The organism is Aquisalimonas sp. 2447 (assembly GCF_012044895.1).
GTDB lineage: Bacteria > Pseudomonadota > Gammaproteobacteria > Nitrococcales > Aquisalimonadaceae > Aquisalimonas.
Window position 1 is genome coordinate 3,415,975 of sequence record NZ_CP050695.1, and the last position, 23,195, is coordinate 3,439,169.

The 23,195-nt window shown below is 66.2% G+C and carries 18 protein-coding genes; 13 read left to right on the forward strand and 5 right to left on the reverse strand.

From position 1 onward, the window contains the following. Window positions 1–7: 7 nt before the first annotated feature. The 3 genes from prsT to KU884_RS16185 all read left to right on the forward strand — a co-directional run bounded on the left by prsT (window position 8) and on the right by KU884_RS16185 (window position 4,657). The gene (gene prsT / locus KU884_RS16175; RefSeq protein WP_167783582.1) at window positions 8–2,788 is read left to right on the forward strand and encodes an XrtA/PEP-CTERM system TPR-repeat protein PrsT; all 2,781 of its coding nucleotides are present in this window, start codon (window positions 8–10) and stop codon (window positions 2,786–2,788) included. A gap of 159 nt (window positions 2,789–2,947) precedes the next feature. Next, complete coding sequence (locus KU884_RS16180; protein ID WP_167783583.1) at window positions 2,948–3,604, forward strand: PEP-CTERM sorting domain-containing protein; 657 nt, start codon at window positions 2,948–2,950, stop codon at window positions 3,602–3,604. Window positions 3,605–4,021: 417 nt separating this feature from the next. Then, on the forward strand, window positions 4,022–4,657 hold the full coding sequence (locus tag KU884_RS16185) for a PEP-CTERM sorting domain-containing protein (RefSeq protein ID WP_167783584.1): 636 nt from the start codon (window positions 4,022–4,024) through the stop codon (window positions 4,655–4,657). Window positions 4,658–4,934: 277 nt separating this feature from the next. On the opposite strand, the gene KU884_RS16190 is transcribed toward KU884_RS16185, so the two are convergent. From KU884_RS16190 to aspS, 3 genes are all read right to left on the reverse strand, one after another. Beyond that, complete coding sequence (locus tag KU884_RS16190; RefSeq protein WP_167783585.1) at window positions 4,935–6,221, reverse strand: nucleotide sugar dehydrogenase; 1,287 nt, start codon at window positions 6,219–6,221, stop codon at window positions 4,935–4,937. 233 nt (window positions 6,222–6,454) lie between these two features. Continuing rightward, complete coding sequence (locus KU884_RS16195; protein WP_167784304.1) at window positions 6,455–7,849, reverse strand: TIGR03013 family XrtA/PEP-CTERM system glycosyltransferase; 1,395 nt, start codon at window positions 7,847–7,849, stop codon at window positions 6,455–6,457. 359 nt (window positions 7,850–8,208) lie between these two features. Next, entirely contained in the window at window positions 8,209–9,987 is a 1,779-nt protein-coding gene (aspS, locus tag KU884_RS16200; RefSeq protein WP_167783586.1) for an aspartate--tRNA ligase, read from the reverse strand. A 312-nt stretch (window positions 9,988–10,299) separates the two neighbouring features. Between aspS and KU884_RS16205 the strand changes: the two genes are divergently transcribed. From KU884_RS16205 to KU884_RS16215, 3 genes are all read left to right on the forward strand, one after another. Beyond that, window positions 10,300–11,832 carry a GGDEF domain-containing protein gene (locus tag KU884_RS16205; protein WP_167783587.1) on the forward strand — a complete coding sequence of 511 codons (1,533 nt, stop codon included), beginning with the start codon at window positions 10,300–10,302 and terminating at the stop codon, window positions 11,830–11,832. 243 nt (window positions 11,833–12,075) lie between these two features. Further along, complete coding sequence (locus KU884_RS16210) at window positions 12,076–13,596, forward strand: sensor domain-containing diguanylate cyclase (RefSeq protein ID WP_167783588.1); 1,521 nt, start codon at window positions 12,076–12,078, stop codon at window positions 13,594–13,596. 62 nt (window positions 13,597–13,658) lie between these two features. After that, a complete protein-coding gene (locus tag KU884_RS16215) occupies window positions 13,659–14,882 on the forward strand; it encodes an HDOD domain-containing protein (RefSeq protein WP_167783589.1) in 1,224 nt (407 codons plus the stop codon). Window positions 14,883–15,114: 232 nt separating this feature from the next. Here the strand turns inward: KU884_RS16215 and KU884_RS16220 are convergent, their stop codons facing one another. After that, window positions 15,115–15,465: an FmdB family zinc ribbon protein gene (locus tag KU884_RS16220; protein WP_167783590.1), complete on the reverse strand. Its 351-nt coding sequence runs from the start codon at window positions 15,463–15,465 to the stop codon at window positions 15,115–15,117. A 367-nt stretch (window positions 15,466–15,832) separates the two neighbouring features. Here KU884_RS16220 and KU884_RS16225 point away from each other — a divergent pair, with 367 nt between their 5' ends. The 7 genes from KU884_RS16225 (at window position 15,833) to KU884_RS16255 (ending at window position 21,736) form a co-directional block, all read left to right on the forward strand. Then, entirely contained in the window at window positions 15,833–16,417 is a 585-nt protein-coding gene (locus tag KU884_RS16225; protein ID WP_254432085.1) for a DUF1614 domain-containing protein, read from the forward strand. Between the two features lie 33 nt (window positions 16,418–16,450). After that, on the forward strand, window positions 16,451–17,362 hold the full coding sequence (locus KU884_RS16230; RefSeq protein WP_254432086.1) for an SDR family NAD(P)-dependent oxidoreductase: 912 nt from the start codon (window positions 16,451–16,453) through the stop codon (window positions 17,360–17,362). After that, entirely contained in the window at window positions 17,362–18,345 is a 984-nt protein-coding gene (locus tag KU884_RS16235; RefSeq protein WP_167783591.1) for a lipid A deacylase LpxR family protein, read from the forward strand. Before KU884_RS16230 ends, KU884_RS16235 begins: the two co-directional genes overlap by 1 nt. Before the next feature lie 160 nt (window positions 18,346–18,505). Beyond that, window positions 18,506–18,784 carry a CopG family ribbon-helix-helix protein gene (locus KU884_RS16240; protein WP_167783592.1) on the forward strand — a complete coding sequence of 93 codons (279 nt, stop codon included), beginning with the start codon at window positions 18,506–18,508 and terminating at the stop codon, window positions 18,782–18,784. Then, window positions 18,772–19,062, forward strand: coding sequence for a type II toxin-antitoxin system RelE/ParE family toxin (locus tag KU884_RS16245; RefSeq protein ID WP_167783593.1), 291 nt, complete (start codon window positions 18,772–18,774; stop codon window positions 19,060–19,062). The genes KU884_RS16240 and KU884_RS16245 overlap by 13 nt, the downstream gene beginning before the upstream one ends. A 26-nt stretch (window positions 19,063–19,088) precedes the next feature. Beyond that, window positions 19,089–20,447, forward strand: a complete 1,359-nt coding sequence (locus KU884_RS16250) for a nicotinate phosphoribosyltransferase (protein WP_167783594.1) — start codon at window positions 19,089–19,091, stop codon at window positions 20,445–20,447. A 143-nt stretch (window positions 20,448–20,590) separates the two neighbouring features. Continuing rightward, window positions 20,591–21,736: an NAD(P)/FAD-dependent oxidoreductase gene (locus KU884_RS16255; RefSeq protein ID WP_167783595.1), complete on the forward strand. Its 1,146-nt coding sequence runs from the start codon at window positions 20,591–20,593 to the stop codon at window positions 21,734–21,736. Between the two features lie 228 nt (window positions 21,737–21,964). On the opposite strand, the gene KU884_RS16260 is transcribed toward KU884_RS16255, so the two are convergent. Then, on the reverse strand, window positions 21,965–23,191 hold the full coding sequence (locus tag KU884_RS16260; protein WP_167783596.1) for a MerC family mercury resistance protein: 1,227 nt from the start codon (window positions 23,189–23,191) through the stop codon (window positions 21,965–21,967). Between the last annotated feature and the right edge of the window lie 4 nt (window positions 23,192–23,195).

Consider the following 23,195-nt stretch of genomic DNA (forward strand, 5'->3'; position numbering starts at 1 on the left):
GCGAGATATGACACAAGGAATCAAACGCTGGCTCGGACTCACCGCAGCCGCCTTGCTGCTCGCCGGCTGCGGCGCCCAGAGCGTGGAAGACCTGATGCACCAGGCCGAAGAACTCCGCGAGCAGGGCCGCTACGAATCGGCCATCGCGGACTACCGCGAAGTCCTGGAGCAGGATCCGGACAACGCCGAGGCGCGCTTTGGCGTAGGCGCCTCGCAATTGCGGCTGGGTGAATACGGCCGCGCGGCGAACGCGCTTGAACGCGCCCGAGATGGCGGCATCAGCGCCGAGCGCATCGACCCCTTGCTGGCCCGGGCGCTGCTGTGGGACGGCCAGTATGACGCCGTGCACCGGAAGGTGGATTCGGAGAACCTCACCGATGCGGGCGCCCAGGCAGAAGTGCTGGCGCTGCGCGGGGAGGCCCATCGCCAGGAGGGGTTCGAGGGTGAGGCACGGGAACGTTTCCGGGCCGCGCTGGACCTGGACGAGAACAACGTCACCGCCCTGGTGGGCATGTCGCGCCTGGCCGCCGCCATGGAACGTACCGACGACGCCCGGACGTTCGCGGAGCGGGCCGTTGCAGTGGACGAGGAATCCCCGGCTGCCTGGCTGGCCACGGCCAACGCCGCGCGCCTGGAACAGCGCCAGGAGGACGCCCTGGACGCCTACGCCCGGGTGCTCGACCTGCCGGTGACCGATCTCTCCTCCCGGGAGCAGTTCAACGCCCGGGGCCAGTACGTGCAGATGCTGCTGGCCGCCGACCGGCGTGATGATGCCCGGGACGAGGTGGACACCATGCTCCGCCAGGGCTCCCGGCACCCCTACGCCAACTACCTGGCCGGGCTCATGGCGTACGGGGACGATGACCTCAGCAATGCGGTGGAGCACCTGCAGACGGTGCTCAGCGTGACGCAGGAGAACCCGCCGGCGCAGACGCTGCTGGCGGCAATCCGCATCCGCCAGGAGCAGTACAACCAGGCGGTGAGCCTGCTGCGCGACGTGGTCTCTGCCCAACCCGCCAACGCCCAGGCCCGCGCCATGCTGGCCACGGCATACCGCGGAGCCGGCCAAGACCGACGCGCCAACGAGGTGCTTGCCGAGGGCATGCGGTACGTCGGAGACGACAGCCAGGCGCTGGCCATTCTCGCCCAGGCGGCGGGTGACGACGTGGACGGCGTCATCGAGAACCTGCGGGCCCGCGCGGAGACGAACCCCGAGTTCCGGCCGGCGCAGTTGCGCTTTGCCCAGGCGCTGGTGGGCCGGGGCGAGTTCGAGCCGGCCATGGGCATGCTGGAGCAGCCGGGAATCGCCGAAGGCGATGACGAGATCATGCGCCGGCAGTTCCTGGCCCTGGCCGCCCTGCGCTCCGGCGATACGGAACGGGCCGTGCGCGAGGCCGAGTCACTGACCAGCGAACATCCGGACAACTCCGCAGCGTACAACCTGGCCGGTGGCATCTACATGGCGCTGGAACGCTACGAGGACGCCGGCGGGGCGTTCGATCGTGCCCGCGAACTGGACCCGGACAGCGCCCAGGTGGCCTTCAACCAGGGCCTGCTGGCACTGGCGGAAGAACGTCTGGACGATGCCGTGGAGCACCTGGAACGCGGCCTGGAGCACTCCCCGGACACCTTTAATGCGCTGATGGCCCTGGCGCAGGCCGAACGGCAACGCGGCAATCCCGAGGCGGCTCTGGCCGCACTGGAGCTGGCCATCGAGGTCGAACCCGATACCGTGCAACCGCATGTGGCGATGGCCCAGGTCCATGCCGGCAACGATGACCCGGACGCCGCCCTGGCGGCCATCGACGCTGCCGTGCAGCGCGCCCCGAACAACGCCAATGTGCTCGGCATCCAGGGCGCACTGCGCCTGGAGGCCGGCCAGGCCGAAGAGGCGGTGGAGAGCCTCCAGGCGGCAGTCGCCGCAGATCCGGACTCGGCCCAGTACCGCTTCCAGCTCGCCCGCGCCCAGGATGCCGCCGGCGAGACGGACCGCGCTATTGAGACGCTGGAGACGCTGGTCGCCGATCGACCGGAACTGATCCAGCCGGCGGTGACGCTCGGCCTCGCGCTGTTCGAGCAGAACCGCTATGACGAGGCCCTCTCCGTTGCCGAGAACCTCAAGCAGCAGGACGGCGGCACTGGCCCTGGCAATCTCATCGAGGGCCACGCCCGCTCTGGTCAGGAGGACTACACCGCAGCCGCCGAAGCCTACCAGCGGGCCGTGGACGCAGGCGTTCGCGACGCCCTTGGGCCGCTGGTGGCCAACCGCGCGGAGGCCGGCATGGACGAGCCCGCCGCCCCGCTGGAGCGGTGGCTTGAGGAAAATCCGGATGACAACGGCACCCGCCTGGCCCTGGCGCAGTGGTATGCCGAACGCGACCTGTTCGCGGAAGCGGCACCCCACTTCGAGCGACTGGTAGAAGTCACCGAGCGCGGCAACGCCGCCATGCTCAACAACCTGGCCTACAGCTACCTGCAGATCGAGGACGACCGCGCCCTGGAAACCGCCCGCGAGGCCCACGAACTGGCTCCCGACAACCCGGCCATCACCGACACGGTCGGCTGGGCCGAGTTCAAGGCGGGCAACGTGGAACGGGCTGTCGAACTTCTCTCAAGAGCCGTGGAAGGTGCGCCCGAAAACGCCGATATCCGTTACCACTACGCTGCAGCACTGACGGAGTCCGGCGATCACGACCAGGCGCGCAGGGAGTTGCAGCGTGCGCTGGAAGATGGACGCGAATTCAACTATCGCAGTGAAGCTGAGGCATTGCTCGACGAGCTGGGGTAGTCGGGATTCTTTACGATCGCAGAAACAGGGGCGCCGTAACGCACCGATTTAAGGGTAGTTTCTTTGTTGGCATGACACATGCATTAACTTCCCCTGCAAAGCGGGACGCCCGGTATCCGTCCGGAGCTCCTGAAAAACACGGATAGGGGAGTTCGGATCATGAGACAGATCAAAGGCCTTTCAACAACCGGTATGACGCTCGGCCTGCTGCTGTTTTCGGCGCCATCGTTAGCGGTGATTTGCGGCCCAAACTCTGAGAATCGGCAGATGACACTGAGCCCCGAAGACAGCGGGGATGCGCTCTGCGTAGCCTCCGACGCGTCGGCCTCGAACGTCCTAAACAATTTCCACGAGAACGACGGCGAGACATTCGATCTGTCCTTCCCGGTGGACGACACGAGCGGACTGGGGCTGGACAAAATCTACGAGTTTTCACCCGATGACGAGACGGACGAAGGGTTCGGGAAGGTGACCGGTCTGGACAAACTCTCCGGGAAGGTCGAATTTAAACGCCTGCTTTTCGATAGCTATTCGGACGTCCATGTCTCGTTCTTCTTCGGCAACCCCGATGAACCGGACAACTGGTTCAGCTACGCCTTGGACAACCTGGACAACCCGAACAAGTTCGTTGCTCACTGGAAAGCGGAGTGGACCAAGGATGACGACTTTAACGGTGACCTCGCGCTGTCCAATGTGAAGCTGTGGGGCAACGAGCGGTCGGTGCCCGAACCCTTGACGCTGGGCCTCCTTGGCGCCGGGTTGTTCGCCCTCGGCCTCGCCAGCCGACGTCGACGCGGCACTGGTAGCCCGGCATAACCACCCCGCCATTGCGGTCGGGATCGACGCCGCCGCTCGGGCGGCGTCTACATTTCTTCTCGCTTATCTTCCGCTTATGCGGCCGCCACTGTAACCCGAGTGATGCGGCCCCGGTGGGGCCGCATCACTGTATATCGCGGAGATCCAACCCCTCCTGTAAAGCCTGCCGACACGACCAGCCCAATACCAGCACGCTCGGTCGTCAAATCCCGTCGAAAAAGATTACATTCGGGAAAATACCCGTTCAGGCCCATCCTCCTATTAGTTTGATGCATATAGACAATCGGCCTGTGGCCCGCTATTTGCTACATCTATCCTGAGGATCCACCGAACGTGACCCGCCCCACCGAGCACCTGCTCCCGGGCCGGCCCGCCCGGCATCCACCCCGAAGCCGTTGCTCACTGAGGAATACGGTCATGACGAACCCCCTGATTCTGGCCTTGATCGCGGTGCCAGCCCTTTTTCTCTCCACGCAGGCCTCCGCGGGCCTGGTAAGCTGCGACGCGCTGCCGGGCGGCGCATCGGCGACGGCCAACGGGGCCGACCCGAATGCCTGCTTTGTGGGCAACGTGCAGCAGCCGAATCCGACTAATGAGGCCAGCGCCATCAACCAGCACTTTGGCGGTGATTTCCTCTACATCGGCAAGTACGACGATGACAAAGGCTCTTTCGACGACAGTGACGTCCAATTGGGCGGGTTCACCCTGCTGGTTTCTCAGTCGGACGGCGCCCCCTGGGGCTATAGCTATGAGCTGCAGGTAGCCCCGAACTGGGTCGGCAAGACAGTGGACTGGGCCATGATGGTCAAGCAGGGAAGCGGCGAGGACAGCTCGATCGGGTATCTGTTCGAGACGGTGACCCTGGGTATCGACGGTGTGTTCAGCAACTGGAACAGTAACGAGGACAAGCAGGACTACTCGCACCTGAGCGGGTTTATCCGGGTGAACACTGCCAAGGTGCCGGAGCCCGCCACGCTGGGCCTGCTGGGCGTCGGTCTGCTGGGTCTGGGGCTTGCCGTGACCCGCCGGCGCAACAGGGACGACAGCCTGTAAGCAGTCCGGCACGGCATAGAAACTTTACACCGCCCCTCGTCGGGCGGTTTTTGTTGCCAATGCTGTCGACATTCTTGACGCCCGCTGCGACACGCCCCAGAGCGGGGGGTAAGTGCGATCTAAGGGAGCGACCGGCCCTATCGTGGGAGCGACGTCAGTCGCGATAGCGCGCGCGCTCTGGAAAAATCGCGACTGACGTCGCTCCCACAGGGTCGGCGGACTGAAGGTCCGCCCTACGCCGGGTTGGCGGCGGCGGATCGGTGCATCGAAATGCCCCCTACAGGCGGGCGTCGACATGGTCGCGGGGGTAGACGCTCTTGAGGTCGAACAGGTAGCCGTTGGGCTTCATGTGCCGGCGGATGCCTTCGGCACCGAGTGCTACGAACTCCCGATGGCCAACTGCAAGGACCACGGCGTCGTAGGCGCCTTCTGGCAGCTCATTGATCAAGGACAGGCCGTACTCCTCCTCTGCCTCTGCCCCGTCCACCCACGGGTCGTGCACGTCCACCTGCGCGCTGAAGTTGCGGAGTTCATCGACCACGTCCACGACACGCGTGTTGCGGAGATCCGGGCAGTTTTCCTTGAAGGCGAGTCCCAGCACCAGCAGGCGGGCGCTGACGATGCTCTGGCCGCGCTCGGCCATGTGCTGGAGCAACTGGGTGGCGACGTAGCGGCCCATGTTGTCGTTGATGCGGCGGCCCGCCAGGATCATCTCCGGGTGGTGGCCGACTTCCTGGGCCTTGTGGGTGAGGTAGTACGGGTCCACGCCGATGCAGTGACCGCCCACCAGCCCCGGCCGGAACGGCAGGAAGTTCCACTTGGTGCCGGCGGCTTCCAGGACGGCCTGGGTATCCAGGCCCATGCGCCCGAACAACATGGCCAGCTCGTTCACCAGGGCGATGTTCACGTCCCGCTGGGTGTTCTCGATGACCTTGGCGGCCTCCGCCACCTTGATGCTCGCCGCCTTGTGGGTGCCGGCGGTGATGACGCTGGCGTAGAGGGCATCAAGGAACTCGGCGACTTCGGGCGTGGAACCGGAGGTGACCTTGATGATATCCCGCACGGTGTGCGCCTTGTCGCCGGGATTGATGCGCTCCGGGCTGTAGCCGGCGAAGAAGTCCCGGTTGAAGGTGAGCCCGGAACCCTGCTCCAGGACGGGCACGCAGTCCTCTTCCGTGGCGCCGGGGTAGACGGTGGACTCGTAGACCACCACGTCGCCGGGCTTGAGCACCTGGCTCACGGTCCTGCTGGCGCTGATAAGCGGGCCGAGGTCCGGGCGCCGGTGGCGGTCGATGGGCGTGGGTACGGTGACAATGAACACGTTGCAGTCGGCCAGGTCGGCGACGTCGGCGGTGAGGCGCAGGTTGTCGGCAGCGAGCAGATCCTCCCGGCTGACTTCGCGGGTGCGGTCCAGCCCTTCCCGCAGTTGGCCGATGCGCTTTTCGCTGATGTCGAACCCGGTGACCGGGTATTGGTCGGCGAAGGCGACGGCCAGGGGGAGGCCGACGTAGCCGAGGCCGATGATGGCGATGTTGGCGTTTTGCAGGGAGGCGGGTGGTTGCATGGGTGTGCCTTGGTCGGGAATTGGTTCCGTTTTTCGGTGATTCGGCTGCTCTGGCTGTTCGGCGGACCTGAAGGTCCGCCCTACCTCCGCCCTACCTCCGCCCTGCCGGTGCGGCTGTGGGAGCGACGTAAGTCGCGATTTCCAGGGCCTTCCTGGACTGATCGCGACTTACGTCGCTCCCACGATTCGTCGTCGCGGCTTGCGCCGCTCCTACGGTGGCGCGGGGCGCGCTGTCAGCGCGCGCCCTTGCCGAACAGTACCACCTGCACCGTGTCCAGGAGGATCATGATGTCCAGGAACAGGGTGTGGTTCTTGACGTAGTAGAGGTCGTACTGGAGCTTCTGCCGGGCGTCTTCCACGGAGGCGCCGTAGGCGTAGCGGACCTGGGCCCAGCCGGTGATGCCGGGTTTGATGCTGTGGCGGGCATCGTAGTACGGGATCTGCTCGGCCAGGTCGCTGACGAACTCCGGACGCTCCGGGCGGGGGCCGACGAAGCTCATGTCGCCTCGGAAGACGTTGAAGATCTGCGGCAGTTCGTCGATGCGCAGCAGACGGATCACCCGGCCCACGGGGGTGATGCGATCGTCGTCGGTCATCGCCCACACGGCCTTGCCGTCTTTCTCGGCATCATTGCACATGCTGCGGAACTTGCGGATGGTGAACACCTGACCGCGCTCGCCCACGCGCTGCTGCTTGTAGAACACGGGCCGCCCCATGGTGAGCAGGATGGCCAAGGTGGTCACCGCCATGATGGGCGCCGTCACCACCAGAAGACCGCCGCTGGCAACGATGTCGAAGGTGCGCTTGACGATATTGCGCATGCTGTTGCGGCGGAAGCCCTCGCTGAAGATGAGCCAGCTCGTGTTCAGGGACTCGACACGGATCTGCCCCGTCTCCCGCTCGAAGAAGTCCGTGAGGTAGGTCACCCGGACGCCGTGTAGGCGACACTCCAGCAGTTCTTCCGTGGGCAGGCCGCCGTTGCGGCGGTCACGCACGCCGACGATGATCTCGTTGATGCCGTACCGCCGAACCAAGTCCCACAGGCGCTCGCCTTCCCCGCGCTGGATCAGACGGCGCTCGGGGACATAGTGTTCTTCCTCGTTGCTGGCCACGAAGCCGACAATGTCCATGCGCCGGGCCGAAGGCTGTGCTCGAACAATGTCGTCCACGCGCGACGCCCTGGAGCCGGTCCCGAGCACCATGACCTGCGGGCGCAGGGCCTTGGCACCCTCCCAGCGGAACACGACTAGCCGCTCCACCGAGATCAGCGCCAGGGCCCCCGCCACACCAACGGCACCGGGAATCCCCAGCACCGCCAGGGTCTCGTTGAGCCCCCGGGAGAGCAGCCCCACCACGGCAAAACCGACGCCGGCGGCGATCACCAGCCGGATCAGCGTTGTCTTCCAGCCTTCGATGGAGGATTGCCCGTAGACCCCCATCAGGCCCATGGCCAGGAGCATCGAGCCGGCGAGGATGAAAGACTCCACGGCTAGGCGATCGGCGGAACCGATACTGCCGGGGCCGGTCCAGAGGATGGCGGCCAGATACACGGACGCCGCGAGGATCAATGCTTCGAGTACCGCGATGAACAGTGTGTTCCGCGGTACGTAGTGACTGAATAGCCGTATCATTGTTCAACCTTCCCTTTTTATTGTCGCTCCATGCCACCCTTTCGGTGTCGTGCCCGTCGCCTGTAGTCAGCGATTCGCCGTCGGCGCGATCCCGCACAGCCGCGCCGGGGTGGGGTTATGACGACACCCCCGAGAAATTCTTTCAAGGATACTCTCTTGATAGCACGACAGGGCGCTTTTGTGAACTAGATCACAAAATTGTCATGCCGTGTTGGATTTACCCTAACCAGTCCACCGGTCGCTCGTCGACCAGCAACCCCCGAAAACGGGCACTGGATCACGAACAGTCGGTTAACCGTTGCCGAACGTGTGACAATGATCACACAGGGTTGTCCAAACCAGGCGGACCGGCCGGACTAACCCTGTGCCGTTTTCCGCAAGCGCAACCCGAGCTCCCGCAACTGCGCCTCGCCCACGGGCGCGGGGGCCTCGGTGAGCAGGCAGCTCGCGGTCTGGGTCTTGGGGAAGGCCATGACGTCGCGGATGGAGTGAGAGCCGGTCATGAGCATGACCAGGCGATCGAGACCGAAGGCGATGCCGCCGTGAGGCGGTGCGCCGTATTCCAGGGCGTCCAGCAGGAAGCCGAACTTCTCCCGGGCTTCCTCCTCGCCGATGCCGAGCAGGCCCAGCACAGCGCGCTGCATGTCGGGGCGGTGGATACGGATGGAGCCACCACCGATCTCGGTGCCGTTGAGCACCATGTCGTAGGCGCGGGAGAGGAGCTGTTCGGCATCGGCCGACTGCAGTTCGTCCACGCTCTCCACGGAGGGGGACGTGAAGGGGTGATGCAGGGCGTACAGGCGCTTGTCGCCCTCGTCGTACTCGAACATGGGGAAATCCACCACCCATACCGGGCGCCAGCCGGCTTCCACCAGGCCGCGGTCGTGGCCGATCTGCACGCGCAGGGCGCCCAGGGCCTCGTTGACGATCTTGGCGCGGTCGGCGCCGAAGAAGATGAGGTCGCCGGCCTCGGCGCCGGTGCGCTCGAGGATGCCGGTGACGGCTTCGTCCGGCAGGAACTTGAGGATGGGCGACTGCAGGCCTTCGCGGCCCTGGGCCGGGTCGTTCACCTTGATGTACGCCAGGCCCTTGGCGCCGTAGCGGCCGACGAAGTCAGTGTAAGTGTCGATTTCCTTACGGGTGAGCTCGCCACCTGTGGGCACGCGCAGCGCGGCGACGCGGCCCTTGGGATCCCCGGCCGGGCCGGAGAAGACCTTGAATTCCACGTCGGTGAGCAGATCGGCGACTTCCACCAGTTCCAGCGGGATGCGCAGGTCCGGGCGGTCGATGCCGAAGCGGTGCACCGCCTCGGCGTAGGTCATGCGCGGGAACGGCTGCGGCAGCTCCTGGCCCAGCACGTTGCGGAACAGCCCGGCGATCATGCCCTCCATGAGATCCATGATGCCGTTCTCGTCCATGAACGACGTCTCAATGTCGAGCTGGGTGAACTCGGGCTGGCGGTCGGCGCGCAGGTCTTCGTCCCGGAAGCAGCGGGTGATTTGGTAGTAGCGGTCCATGCCGGACATCATCAGCAACTGCTTGAAGAGCTGCGGCGATTGCGGCAGGGCGTAGAACTCCCCCTGGTGGACGCGGCTCGGCACCAGGTAGTCCCGGGCGCCTTCGGGGGTGGCGCGGGTCAGCATCGGCGTTTCGATGTCCATGAAGCCCTCGCCGTCCAGGAAGCGGCGCAGCTCACTGGTGATGTGGGCGCGGGTGCGCAGCTTATCCAGCATCTCCGGGCGGCGCAGGTCCACGTAGCGGTGGCGCAGGCGCACGTCTTCGCCCACGTCCACATCGTCGAGCTGGAAGGGCGGAGTCTTGGCGGTGTTGAGGATATCCAGCTCGTGGCCGAGCACTTCCACCTGGCCGCTGTTCAGGTTCGGGTTCTCGGTGCCCTCTGGGCGGCGGCGCACACGGCCCTTGATGTGCAGCACGTACTCGCCGCGCACGCTCTCGGCGGTGGCAAAGGACTCGGCCCGGTCCGGGTCGAACACCACCTGCACCAGGCCGTCGCGGTCGCGCAAGTCGATGAAAATGACGCCACCGTGGTCACGCCGCCGGTGCACCCAGCCGCAAAGCTCCACATCCGTATCGAGTAATGCTTCGGTAACCTGGCCGCAATAGTGGCTGCGCATGACAAATTTCCTGGGTATTCAATGGCCGCGCGGCGCGCGCGAGCCGGGGTGGAATCAGGGCGGCAATGGTAAGGGGTTGGCGGTGGGGGCGCAAGGCAGCGGGCACTCTGGCGCCATGAGGACGGACGAGACAGACGCACAACCGTGATGGTTGACACATTGACTGTAATGAACGCTCGTGCAACGCATCCTGATTCCTTATTGTAGAATCGTAATGAAGCACTTCACAGCGAGCTCGCTCCGCCGCTCAACTCGCAAGAGCGGCGCCGGTGGCCACATCACCGGCTTTGCCATCGGGGGGCTGTCAAACGGATGACCGAGACACTGGGACCATCAGGCGACGACGTCCGCGACGCACTGGCGTATTGCCCGAACCTGCCCTCGCTGTCCAGCGTGGCGGTGAAGGTGGTCCAACTGGCGCGGGAACCGGACCCGGACGCCACGCAGCTTGCACACACCCTGAGCCAGGACCCCGCCCTGGCCACTCGCGTGCTGCGGACCAGCAACTCGCCGCTGTACGCGCAGCGCCGTACGGCCAAGACGCTGCACCAGGCCATTTCGATTCTGGGGCTCAACACGACCATCACGGTGGCGCTCAGCTTTGCCCTGGCGGATTCTCTGCGCACGTCAGCACAGGCGGCCTATGTGAATGATTATGTCTGGCGGCGCTCGCTGCTCGGGGCCATGGCGTGTCGCGAGATCGGGCAGACCATCGGGTATCGTGATCCGGAGTCATTGTTCCTGGCAGGGCTGATGCAGGACATAGGCATTCTGGCGCTCCAGACGGCGCTGCCGGAGCGCTACGGGAAGATCACCAACGACCGGCCCACCCACCAGACCCTGATAGAGCGGGAACAGCAGGCGTTCGGTTGCGATCACGCGCAGGCCGGTGCGTGGCTGCTGGCGCAATGGCATCTCCCCGATTACCTGGTGGAGGCGGTTGCCGGGAGCCATGCGCCGCAGTCTGCGGGGCGAGGAGAACAACGCGAACGGCTCTCCCGCATTGTCTCTTTGGCGAGCACGGTCGCCGAGCTGTTCCTCGCCGGGGACGGTCATGTCGACCCCGGCGATATGGCCGCTGAGGCAGACCAGCTCCTGGATCTTGACGGTCCTGAACTGACAGAGGCGCTTGACCGGATCTCGGAGCATATCCCGGGCACGGAGACCTTGTTCGAGACGACCATCGTCTCGGCGACCTATGCCGCCGGTGTGGTCGATCAGGCCCGGGAGATCCTCACCACCCGGCAGCTCGAGATGATCCGCCAGATGGCCGCCCGCGAGCGCGAGGCCAGCGAACTCGAGGAGAGCACGCGCCAGTGGCGTGAGACCGCGCACCGGGACCGGCTCACTGGCCTCAACAACCGCTGGCACCTGGATCAGCGCCTCGAGGGCGAGTTCGCCCTGGCCCGTGACAACCAGTGGCCGCTGACCGTGGCGTTCATCGATCTGGACCACTTCAAGGGCGTCAACGATCAGCACGGCCACCTCACCGGTGACCGCATCCTTGCCGAGGCGGCGAAAACCCTGGCCGTGCGCCTGCGCGACGGCGACTGCGTCGCGCGCTACGGGGGCGAGGAATTCATCGTGCTTTTGCCCGGCACCGACCGGGAGCATGCCAGCATGGTCATGGAACGCCTGCGCTCCGCCCTGGAGTCGACCCGCTTCATGAGCGATGACGGGCACCCTGTCGAGGTTACTGCCTCCATCGGCCTGACCGTGTTCGAGCCCGGGACCAGAGAGGTGGACGGCCCGTCCACGCTGGTCCGCGAGGCTGATCGGGCTCTGTACGATGCCAAGGAACGTGGCCGTAATCGGGTGGAGCGGTTTTTGCGCGACAGCGCCTGAGGGCCGTGAACGTCGATAACGTGGTTCTTGTCGGTCGGCGACGACAAACAATTGTTGACTGTCGCCAGAATGTGACACACTTCACAACTTCAAAAGCCTGCGGCCGCAAGCGATGCCGGCGTTCGGGTACGGGTGCGCGCCGAACCACGGTCCGCAGGGACGTCAGAACGCCGTCCGACAGTCCGCCTGCATTCTCGAGAGCCGGCAAGGATCAGGGTTGTGGAGCGCGAACTTTCAGCACCAATGCCCGACGCGCAACAGCCCCTTGGCGATGCCGGGGCCCTGAGGGCGTGTGTCCAGGAGGCCAGCACCCTGGCTGCCACTGCTGGCGCCTTCGTCGCCGTCTGGGAGGACGGCAACCTGGTGCACCAGGAACACGCTCACCTCGTGTGCATCTCGTCATGGACCGCACTTGCGACCTGCCGATGCATTCTCCGCGGCAGCCTTCGACGCATGCTGGTCACGCCCGCCGGCGTGGTGCATGCGCAGCTCGCATCCCCGGATTCGGGCAAGCCCACGCCCCGGGCCGCGAAAGGGACGGCGCAGCTTGCCTTCCGCTATATCCGCCGCCCCTTTGCGGCCGTCACCTTCGGTGACGCTTGGCAGCGGCGACGCGGTGTCATGCTGATTGCGTACGCGGACGACGCGGAGCCGACGAAGGCGGATCTGGACGCGCTTGCCCGCATTGCCAGCCATGCCCACCTCCCGGGCAGCTCCGCCGGTGAGGCGGCGAGCGACGATGAAGGTCCCGACGTTGCTTCGGCAGATGCAACGGCCGCCGCAACTGCCGGGTTTGGTGAGCAGGCCAAGCCGGCGGCGCCACCGGACGTGCGGCAGGGAAGTTTTGCCAGACAACTGCACGACACGCTGGACAACATTCCGGACGCCTTGTGCCTGCTCGACCAGCAGTGGCGCTTCACCTTCCTCAATCAGCGCTGTGAGCGCATGATCGGACGCACCCGGATGGATCTTCTCGGGCAGGTGATCTGGGAGGCCTTTCCGCAGCTCGATCGCTCCGCGCTGCTCGCCGCCCACGAGGACGCGCGCCTGAATCAGGTGTCCCGAACGGTGGAGGTGCATCTGGCCGCCATCGGCGCGGATTTCGAGATCCGCATCCATCCCGGTCGCCACGGCATCATGCTCTACTTCCAGGACATCACCGAGCGCAAGCGGAAAGAGCGCGAAGTCGAACACCTGGCCCAACACGACACGCTTACGGGGCTGCCGAACCGCTTTGCCCTGGAGCAGGTCCTGGAGCAGCAGAGCCGACAGCCCGCGCGCTGGGCAGGCTTCTATGCTGTGCTGTTCATCGACCTGGACGGCTTCAAGGACATCAATGACACCTGCGGCCACGTGGAGGCCGACGGGGTACTTGTTGAAGTCGGCCGCCGGCTGCAGGAGGCCGTGCGCAACCAGGACACGGTTGCCCGCTACGGCGGCGACGAGTTCGTCGTCGTCCTGTGCGGGCTCAGCGATGATGCCGCCGCCGCGACAGAGGAAACCGAACGGGTGGCGCACAAGCTTCTGGACGCCGTTCGGGCACCGATCCTCGTCGGCGGCCGGACACGGCGGATTGATGCGAGCATCGGCGCGGCCATCAGCCCGATCGGTAAGGGCGAGGCCCAATGCCTCCTGCGTCAGGCCGACACGGCGATGTATCGGGCCAAACGCAGCCACACCGGTCAGATCGGCGTCTTTGACGGCGGCAGGACCGACTCCGTGCTGGCGGTTGAAACGCGGGACCGTTCGTCGGCGGGCTACTAACTGCCGGAGCCGGTACTATTGTGAATTGCCAGCTCGGTTTACCAGGAGCCACACCGACACCCATGAACGACATCCCTTCCCCGGATCAACTGGGTGCATGGAAGCCATTGGACGAACTCGGCGGCGAGAGGCTGGAGCGCCTGCATGCCAAGGCCTCGGCGGAACGGCTGAAGCGCGGCGTCCGACTGGAGGCGGCCAGGGAGACACGGCATCTGGTGTATCTGCTGAAGGGCCGGGCCAGCGTGTCCGAACCGGATGGCGAGGGCGCCTTCATCGAGGCCGGGTCGGCCACATCCGCGCACCCCCTCTTTGACGGGCTGTCACGGCGCGCGGTGGCTCGCCTGGACAGCGGCTCGGTGGTGATGCGACTGCCCCGATCACTGTTCGATCTGCTGCTGGACGAACAGCGCCAATCGGCCTACCAGGTGCAGGAGACCTACGTCGGCGACAGTAGCATGCGACTGGTTCAGCGCCTGCTCACGGAGATTCACGGCAACAGGCTGGAACTCCCGGTGATGCCGAAAATCGCCCGGCATCTCGCCGCCATGGACGAGGACGATGACCTGGACAAGCTGTACAGGATCCTGCGTCTGGAGCCGTCGCTGGCTGGGCGCATCATCCAGGCCTGCAACAGCCCGGCGTACCGGCGGCCCGGACACACCGTCACGCTGCTTAGCGACGCGATCGCTTTGCTTGGTTTCGTGACCGTGCGCCAGCTCGCGCTGGCCATGACCCTGTCCGCGCCCTTCAAGGTCAAGGCCCCGGAGGCGCGGAAGCTGTTGGCGCCCGTGTGGCGTGACAGTGTCCGGGTGTCCGTCGTCGCGGCCCTGATCGCCAGGGAGTCGGCGACCTCACTGAACAGCGAACGCTGCCTGCTCGCTGGCCTGATGCATCAGGTGGGGCACATCCCGATCATCCTCTACTCAGCGGAAGAAGGCGGCGCTGGCAGCGGTGAGCTCCAGGAGGCACTCGACCAGGTCGGCGGGATGATCGGCCGCGAAGTGCTCTCCTTCTGGGGGTTCGAAGAGGCTGTTGCCGTGGTGCCGGAGCGGTTGCAGGAGGTCACGCAACCGCAGGAGGGACAACCCAGCATTGCGGACGCGGTCTCCCTCGCCCGCATCCTGTGCGACCGGACCCGGGGCGGCAAACAACCCGAGGGACTCCCGGCAGACCGCTACCCCGGCACTGTGCGTCTGGGACTGGACCTGGCCGACCCCGGGGCCTGTGCCACCCTGCTGGAACGGTCGCGCTCGGAGTTGCGAGAGCTGCAGCAGGCCCTGGGGTAAGTGCGAGGGCGCGATCAGCGGCTTTCTGAATCGCGACTGACGTCGCTCCCACAGCGGCCCAGCTTAGTGGGGCGACACAGGAGCCGTAGAGCCGTAGGGCGGATCTTCAGATCCGCCGGTCGGGCTACGACTAACCACCGTGGGTTGTATATGCCTGGTAACGGCGGACCTGAAGGTCCGCCCTACGTGTCTGGCTGATATCCCCCGGCAAAGGCGGACCTGAAGGTCCGCCCTACGCGTCGCTTGCGGCCGTTTTGGTTGGGGTGCTCTCTTTCTTGGCGGTGTCCTTCTTGCCGCCCTCGCCGCTGGCGGCCTTGCCTTCGCCGCCGGATTTCTCGGTTTTCTCGCCGCTGCCGGAGCCGTTGGCGCTGCTGCTGTCGCCGATGACGTTACGGCGGTTGCCGTCCTTGAAGTCGGTCTCGTACCAGCCGCCGCCTTTCAGGCGGAAGGCCGCGGCGGAGATTTTGCGGCGCAGCTTCGGTTCGTGGCAGGCCTCGCAGTCGGTCAGCGGATCGTCGCTGAACTTCTGGATGGCTTCCTGTTCGTGCCCACAGTTGTCGCAGAGGTATTCGTAAATCGGCATTTGTTGTTCCTCCCGGAATCGCTGGGGGTTATATAAGGGCTTTGACGGGAGAACGCAATAGGGGGAGGTGCCGGCGCTTCATGTGGCGCATGCCACCTCGTAGGGCGGACGTTCACGTCCGCCGATGGGCTGTGACGAACCTCTGTGGCCGGCATGTCTGTGGACGGCGGACCTGAAGGTCCGCCCTACGGCTGCTGGGAACGGCGGATATGCCTGGGATCGGCGGACGTGAACGTCCGCCCTACGCGGGTTGGTGCGGGATGCGTACAATTGAGCCTCCTGGACCCACCGCCCGGAGCCTGCCATTCCTCTGCTGATCGGCATTATTGCGTTTGTCTTCCTGTTCGCCCTGATCCAGGTGGGGGCGGTGAGTATCGCCTTCGAGAAGCTGGGGCTGACGGCGGGGTCGGGGATGCTGCTGTTGCTGAGCTGCATCGCCGGCAGCCTGATCAACATGCCGCTGTTCCAGATGCAGGCGTCGGCGCCGCAGCAGACCGACCAGCCCCCCTCGCCCATGCCCTGGCTGCGGCGCTTGCAGCCGCCCTTCGAGGGCAAGACGGTGGTGTGCATCAACCTGGGCGGGGCCATCATCCCGGTGGCGTTCAGCGCCTATCTGCTGGCCACCCAGCCGGTGCCGCTGGGTGCGGTGCTGCTGGCCGTTATCGGCCAGAGTGCGGTGTGCTATTTCTTCAGCCGGCCGATTCCGGGCATGGGCATCGGCATGCCCATTCTCATCGCGCCCATCACGGCAGCGGTGCTGGCGGTGATGCTCGGTGGCGAGCAGTCGGCGCCGGTGGCGTACGTCGCCGGAACGCTGGGGGTACTGGTGGGTGCGGACCTCCTGCGCATCAATAACATCCGCGAACTGGGGGTGCCGGTGGCGTCCATCGGTGGTGCCGGAACCTTCGACGGCGTGTTCATCACCGGTATCGTCGCGGTGTTGCTGGCCTGAGACTCCGACACTGACCGCACGATGCGGTAGTGTATGGCCGGTCTTTTCATCACCGACGACAGGGACGACCCCCGCATGACCACTGCGCGCAGCATTCTGATTTCCGGCTGCTCCTCGGGCATCGGCCATGCAACGGCGCTGCACCTGAAGGAGCGGGGCTGGCGCGTGTTTGCCGGCGCGCGGTCCGATCCGGACCTGTACGCACTGCGCGATCGCGGGCTGGAGGCCGTGCACCTGGACATGGACAGCTCCGCGAGCATCAACGCGGCGGTGGAGACCGTACTGGCGAGCACCGGCGGAACCCTCGATGCGCTGTTCAACAATGCCGGGTTCGGCCAGCCGGGGGCGGTGGAGGATCTCACGCGGCACGCCCTGCGCCAGCAGTTCGAGACCAATCTATTCGGCGCCCAGGAGCTGACCAACCTGGTGCTGCCGGCCATGCGCCGCCAGGGGCACGGGCGCATTATCTACAACAGCTCCGTGCTCGGTTTCGCCGCTCTGCCCTATCGCGGCGCCTACGTGGCCTCGAAGTTCGCCATGGAGGGGCTGGTGGATACCCTGCGCATGGAACTGCAGGGGACGGGGATTCACGTCAGCCTGGTGGAGCCCGGCCCCATCGTGAGCCGCTTCCGCGCCAACGCCTTCGCCCGCTACCGCGAGAACATCGATGCCGCCAACAGCGCCCATGCACGCGCCTACACGGCCATGGAGCGGCGCCTGACCGCACCGGACCAGGCCGGCGGCTTCACCCTGCAGGCTTCAGTGGTGGCACGCAAGGTGGAGCGCGCCCTGGAGGCCCGGCGGCCGAAGCCGCGTTACTACGTCACTGTGCCCACCTGGCTGTTCGGCATTCTGCGGCGGTTCCTCTCCTCCCGCGCCATGGACCGGGTGCTGCTGGCGAGCACTGCCGGCGAGCGCCGCGTTCCCGACGATTCGGAGCAGTGATGCAACGCGCAGTCGCCCTGCTTGCCATCGCCCTGCTCTGGCCGGCGACCGGGTCGGCCTACGATCCGGAATGGGGCACGCTGACGCTGGAGTACGAGAATGATCTGTTCGCCGGTGAAGACCGCTACTACACCAGCGGTGTGCGGGCGACCTGGCTCTCGCCGGATGAGCGGATCCCGGGCTGGGTGAGAAGCGGCGCTGATCTCTTCCCCTTCTTCGAGCCCCACGGGCAACTGAAGCTCAGCTATTCCCTGGCGCAGAACATGTACACCCCCGAGGACATCGAGGAGCCCGATCCGCCGCCGGATGACCGCCCCTACGCAGGGTGGCTGTACTTCACGGTGGGTCTTGGCAACGAGACGGCACGCCGGGTGGACCGTCTGCAGCTCAACGTCGGCGTTGTCGGACCGGCCTCGCTGGCGGAGAAGACCCAGGCGGAGATCCACCGCTTTACCGGCTCACCGCAGCCCCAGGCCTGGGACACGCAGTTACGTAACGAGCCCGCGATCATGCTCAGCTACGAGCGCCAGTGGCGCGCCTGGATCGGCACGGGCATGGATGGCTGGGGCATGGATGTCACGCCCCACGTGGGTGGCTCCGTGGGCAACGTGTTCACTCAGTTGAGCACCGGGCTCACCCTGCGCGCCGGGCGCGATCTACCCCTGGACTGGGGACCGCCGCGGATCCAGCCGGCGCTGCCCGGCTCCGGTGTCTTCCGGCCGCGCTCGGACTTCGGCTGGTACCTGTTCGCCGGCGTCGACGGCCGAGCGGTGGCACGGGACATCTTCCTGGACGGCAACACGTTCAAGGACTCCCGCAGCGCCGATAAACGGCCGTTCATCGGCGAGGTCCAGGTGGGCGGGGCAATGAACATCGGCCGGCGCATCCGCATCACCTACACCCACGTCTTCCCCACCCGGGAGTTCCGCGGCCAGGAGGGGACCCAGGACTTCGGCGCCATCGCAGGGTCGATGGTCTTCTAGTGTCCTGTAACCCAAATTCGTTGCATTTTGAGCGCCTGTGCGGCGCCAGGGCAAGGCGCGGCTCGCAGGCAATGTAGGAGTAAGCGGATTGTGCCTATCGACAGCGCACTCGGACTCCCCTATGGTATGAGGAAGTAATACTTCTTACTACGAGGTCAACATGGCGACACCAACCTCCATTAAACTCGATGAGGAACTCAAGGACCGCGTGCAACGCCTGGCCAACTCCCGCGAGCGCTCAGCGCATTGGCTGATGCGCGCGGCCATTGAGGAGTACGTGGACCGAGAGGAAAGGCGGGAGGCATTCAAGCGGGAAGCACTCGAGGCGTGGGAGACCTACCAGGCCACCGGCCTGCATGTGACCTCCGACGAGATGCGGAAGTGGCTGGCCAGTTGGGGGACTGAGGACGAACTGCCGGCGCCGAAGTGTCACGAGTAATATTCACACCGGCGGCGGTCCAGGACCTTGATCGGCTGAAGGGCTTTCTCCAAGCGAAGGGCCCCGCTGCCGCAGAGAAAGCCGCTCAGGCCATTATCCAAGGCATGCAGGCTATTGAGGAGATGCCGCATATCGGCCGTCCTATCGAGGATCTCCCACCGGAGTACCGGGACTGGCTCGTTGACTTCGGCGATAGCGGCTATATCGCACGTTATCGGCTCGATGGGGAGACTGCCGTCGTGCTCGCCATTCGCCACCAGAAAGAAGTCGGCCTGTAGAGGGCCGATCAGACCGGAGATGGCAGTTGAGCGACCTTACCCTCACCGACGACGAACTAGGCCTGTTCACCGACCTCTATGAACTGACCATGCTCCAGGCCTACTGGGCCGAGGGCATGCACGCGGACGGCGTGTTCAGCCTGTTCTTCCGCAAGCCGCCGGCGAACCGCAACATCGTGCTGGCCTGCGGTCAGGAGCATGCCGCCTACATGGCCCGGGAAGTGCGCTTCCCGAAGGCGCAACTGGATCGCCTGGCGGGCATGGGCATGTTCCAGGACGGCTTCCTGCACTGGCTGGAGGATTTCCGCTTCTCCGGGGAGATCCTGGCCATGCCCGAGGGCACGCCGGTGTTCCCCCACGAGCCGCTGCTGGAAGTGCGCGCGCCGGTGGCCGAGGCGCAGTTGCTGGAGACGCTGATCATGAACCTGGTCACCACCGAAACGGTGCTGGCCTCCAAGGCGCTGCGGGTGGCGCTGGCCGCCGGCGACCGGCCGGTGCTGGATTTCGGCATGCGCCGCATGCACGGCACCGACGCCGCCTTGCGCGGCGTGCGCGCCTACCGGGTGGCCGGCATCCGCGCCACCAGTAACGTCCTGGGCAGCCTGCGTTACGGCCTGCCGGCGAGCGGCACCATGGCGCATTCGTTCATCCAGGCTCATCCGGACGAGACCGACGCCTTCCGCATCTACGGCCGCCTGTATCCGGGCACCACGCTGCTGGTGGACACCTACGACACCATGGCGGCGGTGGACAAGGTGATCACCCTGGTGCGGGACGAGGGTCTGGATATCAATGCCATCCGCCTGGACTCCGGTGACCTGCTGCAGCTCAGCCGGGAGGCGCGGCGGCGCATGGACGCCGCCGGCCTGAGTCACATCAAGATTGTGGTCAGCGGCGGCCTGGACGAGTGGAAGATCCAGGAGCTGCTGACCGCGGGCGCTCCCGTCGACAGTTTCGGCGTGGGCACTGACATGGGCGCGGCGGTGGATGCGCCGTCACTGGATCTCGCCTACAAGCTCACCGAATACGGCGGCGAACCGCGGCTGAAGAACGCCCCGGGCAAGAAGCTCCATCCGGGTCCAAAGCAGGTGTGGCGCTTCGCCGATGCCGACGGCCACTACAGTCACGACGAGATCACCGGCCGGGACGAGCACCGCGACGGCGAGCCGCTTCTGCAGCCGGTGATCCGCGCCGGCGAGCCGGTGGGCGAGCCGCCGGACATCGCCGCCGCCCACGACCGGGCCTGGGCCGCGCTGGGGCGCATGCCGGAGGGCATGCGACGGCTGGAGCCCATGGATACACCGTATCCGGTCCATTTCAGCGAGGCGCTGGAGCGGTTGCGGGTGGAGACCATCGAGGCGTTGAATCGGGGTGGTGTGGGGTGAAATCGGGCGGTTTTCTCGGTGCATCAAGATGCACCCTACGGGTGCCGCGGCCCCGGAGCCACGCTGTAACGTAGGGTGCATCTTGATGCACCGTTTTCCGACATCCCCGAACCTTCCCGGCACTTTCAACAAGGAGCCAACCATTGAGCATTGTCATCATCGGGACCGGCCTTGGCGGCTACAACACCGCCAAGGAGCTGCGCAAGCACGACGCCGAGACGCCGCTGACCCTGATTACCGCCGATTCCGGGCGCTCGTACTCCAAGCCCATGCTGTCCACCGGGTTCCGCAAGGAGCAGACACCGGCGGACCTGGTGCAGGGGGAGCCCGAGGCCATGGCGGAGCAGCTCGACGCGCGGGTGATCACGGGGACCCGGGTCGAGGCCGTCGACCGTGAGGCATCCGTGGTGCGGCTTGAAGGCGGCGAGACGGTTCCCTACGACCGCCTGGTCCTGGCCATGGGTGCGGACACGTTCACGCCACCGGTGGATGGTGATGCCGCCGGCGACATCTTCCAGGTGAACGACCTGGACCAGTACGAGCGTTTCCGCTCAGCGGCGGCGGATGTCCGCCGCATCCTGATCATGGGCGGCGGCCTGATCGGCTGCGAGTTCGCCAATGATCTGCGGGAAGCAGGCTACCAGGTGGATATGGTCTTCCCGGAGCCCCTGCCGCTGCCGCGGCTGCTGCCGGAGCGCCCGGCGAAGGCGCTGCACGAGGCACTGACCGAGCTGGGTGCCACGCTGCACACCGGGGTCACGGTGGAGGCGGTGAACCGGGCCGGCGGCGGATATGCGGCAACGCTGTCCGACGGGCGCGCCCTGGAGGCGGACGTGGTCCTCGCCGCCATTGGCCTGAAGCCGCGCACGGCGCTGGCGGAGGCGGCGGGGCTGACGGTCGGCCAGGGCATCCGCGTCGACAGCACACTCGCGACCTCAGACCCTGCCATTTTTGCCCTGGGCGACTGCGCGGAAGTGGAAGGCTGTGTGTTGCCCTACGTGGCGCCGCTTACCAACGCCGCGCGGGCGCTGGGGCAGACCCTGGCCGGCGAGGTGACCCAGGTGAATTACCCGGTGATGCCGGTGACGGTGAAGACGAGCTGTTGCCAGGTGGTGGCGTGGCCGCCGACGGCCGGCGCCGACGGGGAGTGGCAGTTCGACGGTGACGGGCGCGACCTGCGCGGGGAGTTCCGGGACGCCGAGGGGCATCTGCTGGGGTTCGCGCTCACCGGCAAGCGGATCAAGGAGCGGATGCCGTTGACGAAGGAGATGCCGGGGTTGCTCGGGTAAGGGGCTGCAGAGCGGAGAAAGCAAATCGTAGGGCGGACCTTTAGGTCCGCCGAAAAAAGACATGCAAGCCGAGGTGGCTTATCGAGGCATGAACGGCGGACCTGAAGGTCCGCCCTACCAGGGCTGCGGACCGAGGGGGTTAATCCGGGGCAGTCATGGCGGACCTGAAGGTCCGCCCTACGGTTGCTACGGTTGCTTCGATGCGGGATGGGCGGAGTTGCGTGGCCGTTACGTAGCGCCCTGCACGCCGAGGATGCGGGCCTGGGTGCGGCGGCGGTGGTGGATGTCCCAGGTGACGCCGACGGCGAGGATGACGAAGCCGGTGAGCTCGACAATCAGGCTGTAGTCCACGAACAGGGCGTAGCACACCACCAGGGCGCCGGCGGCACCGACGGCGACGGGCCCCGGGTTGCGGTGGTAACGCATGCCCGGGGCGATGGCGACCACGCTGAGCACTGCGAACAGGGCAATCGCCGCGGCCCAGGCGCCCTCGTGCAGGCCGACGCCCGCGCCCATGGCCGCGAGCAGGCCCAGCGCCGCCATGGTGCCGTAACAGGTGAGCAGCGCCAGCCCCAGGCTGGCTGCGCCAATGATGCCGCGGCGCCACAGGGAGCGCACGCCCCGCACCGGATTCAGCCTTCTGGCCCAGTGCCGGACCAGTCCAGGTGCGTGCTCGCCGCGTGCCATGGCCAGCTCCATGGAATGTGCACCGAAACTCGCGGCGATCTCCCGGGTCTGGGCACTGGGGCTGTGGGCGAAGTAGTCCACTGAGCGGATGATGCGGATGTCCTCGAAGCCGGCATCACGGAACATGGCGAGCAGATCCTCGTCCACGGTGGCACCCACCACGCATTCCACCCATAAGCGCGGGTCCTCGCTGCAGTCCACGGTCACCGGCCGCCGGATCACCACATCGGCGATCTGCAGGCGACCGCCCGGGCGCAGCACGCGGAACATTTCCGCCACGGCGCGGCGCTTGTCGGGCACCAGGTTCAGGGCACCGTTGCTGGTGATGCAGTCCACGCTGCCGTCGGCCAGCGGCAGGCGCTCGGCGGACGCCTCGATGACGCTGACGTTGTGGTGGCCGCCCTCTTCCACGGCCTGCCGGATGCGGCGGGTCATGGCCCGGGTGAGATCCAGGGCGATGACGTGGCCGGTATCGCCCACCAGCCCGGCCGCGATGAGGGCATCGTTGCCGGCGCCGGCGCCGATGTCCAGCACGGTGTCACCGGCCTGCATGGCCTCGGCGGAGAAGGGATGGCCGACGCCGGCAAAGGCCTCCAGGGACGTCGCGGGGAGCTGGTCGAGCTGTTCGGCGGGGTAGCCGATGGCCTCCGCGGCAGCGCGGCCGACGGGGAAGTGGAAGTGGTCGTCCGGGGCGCGCGCCACCGCGCCGTACATGTCCCGCACGGCGGTGAAGATCTGTTCCCGCGAATACCCGAGTATCGCCACCATGGCC

Coding starts and splice junctions, on each gene's coding strand:
- prsT (WP_167783582.1), top strand. CDS start 8: ATGACACAAGGAATCAAACGCTGGCTCGGACTCACCGCAGCCGCCTTG.
- KU884_RS16180 (WP_167783583.1), top strand. CDS start 2,948: ATGAGACAGATCAAAGGCCTTTCAACAACCGGTATGACGCTCGGCCTG.
- KU884_RS16185 (WP_167783584.1), top strand. CDS start 4,022: ATGACGAACCCCCTGATTCTGGCCTTGATCGCGGTGCCAGCCCTTTTT.
- KU884_RS16190 (WP_167783585.1), bottom strand. CDS start 6,221: ATGCAACCACCCGCCTCCCTGCAAAACGCCAACATCGCCATCATCGGC.
- aspS (WP_167783586.1), bottom strand. CDS start 9,987: ATGCGCAGCCACTATTGCGGCCAGGTTACCGAAGCATTACTCGATACG.
- KU884_RS16205 (WP_167783587.1), top strand. CDS start 10,300: ATGACCGAGACACTGGGACCATCAGGCGACGACGTCCGCGACGCACTG.
- KU884_RS16210 (WP_167783588.1), top strand. CDS start 12,076: ATGCCCGACGCGCAACAGCCCCTTGGCGATGCCGGGGCCCTGAGGGCG.
- KU884_RS16215 (WP_167783589.1), top strand. CDS start 13,659: ATGAACGACATCCCTTCCCCGGATCAACTGGGTGCATGGAAGCCATTG.
- KU884_RS16220 (WP_167783590.1), bottom strand. CDS start 15,465: ATGCCGATTTACGAATACCTCTGCGACAACTGTGGGCACGAACAGGAA.
- KU884_RS16230 (WP_254432086.1), top strand. CDS start 16,451: ATGGCCGGTCTTTTCATCACCGACGACAGGGACGACCCCCGCATGACC.
- KU884_RS16235 (WP_167783591.1), top strand. CDS start 17,362: ATGCAACGCGCAGTCGCCCTGCTTGCCATCGCCCTGCTCTGGCCGGCG.
- KU884_RS16240 (WP_167783592.1), top strand. CDS start 18,506: ATGGCGACACCAACCTCCATTAAACTCGATGAGGAACTCAAGGACCGC.
- KU884_RS16260 (WP_167783596.1), bottom strand. CDS start 23,191: ATGGTGGCGATACTCGGGTATTCGCGGGAACAGATCTTCACCGCCGTG.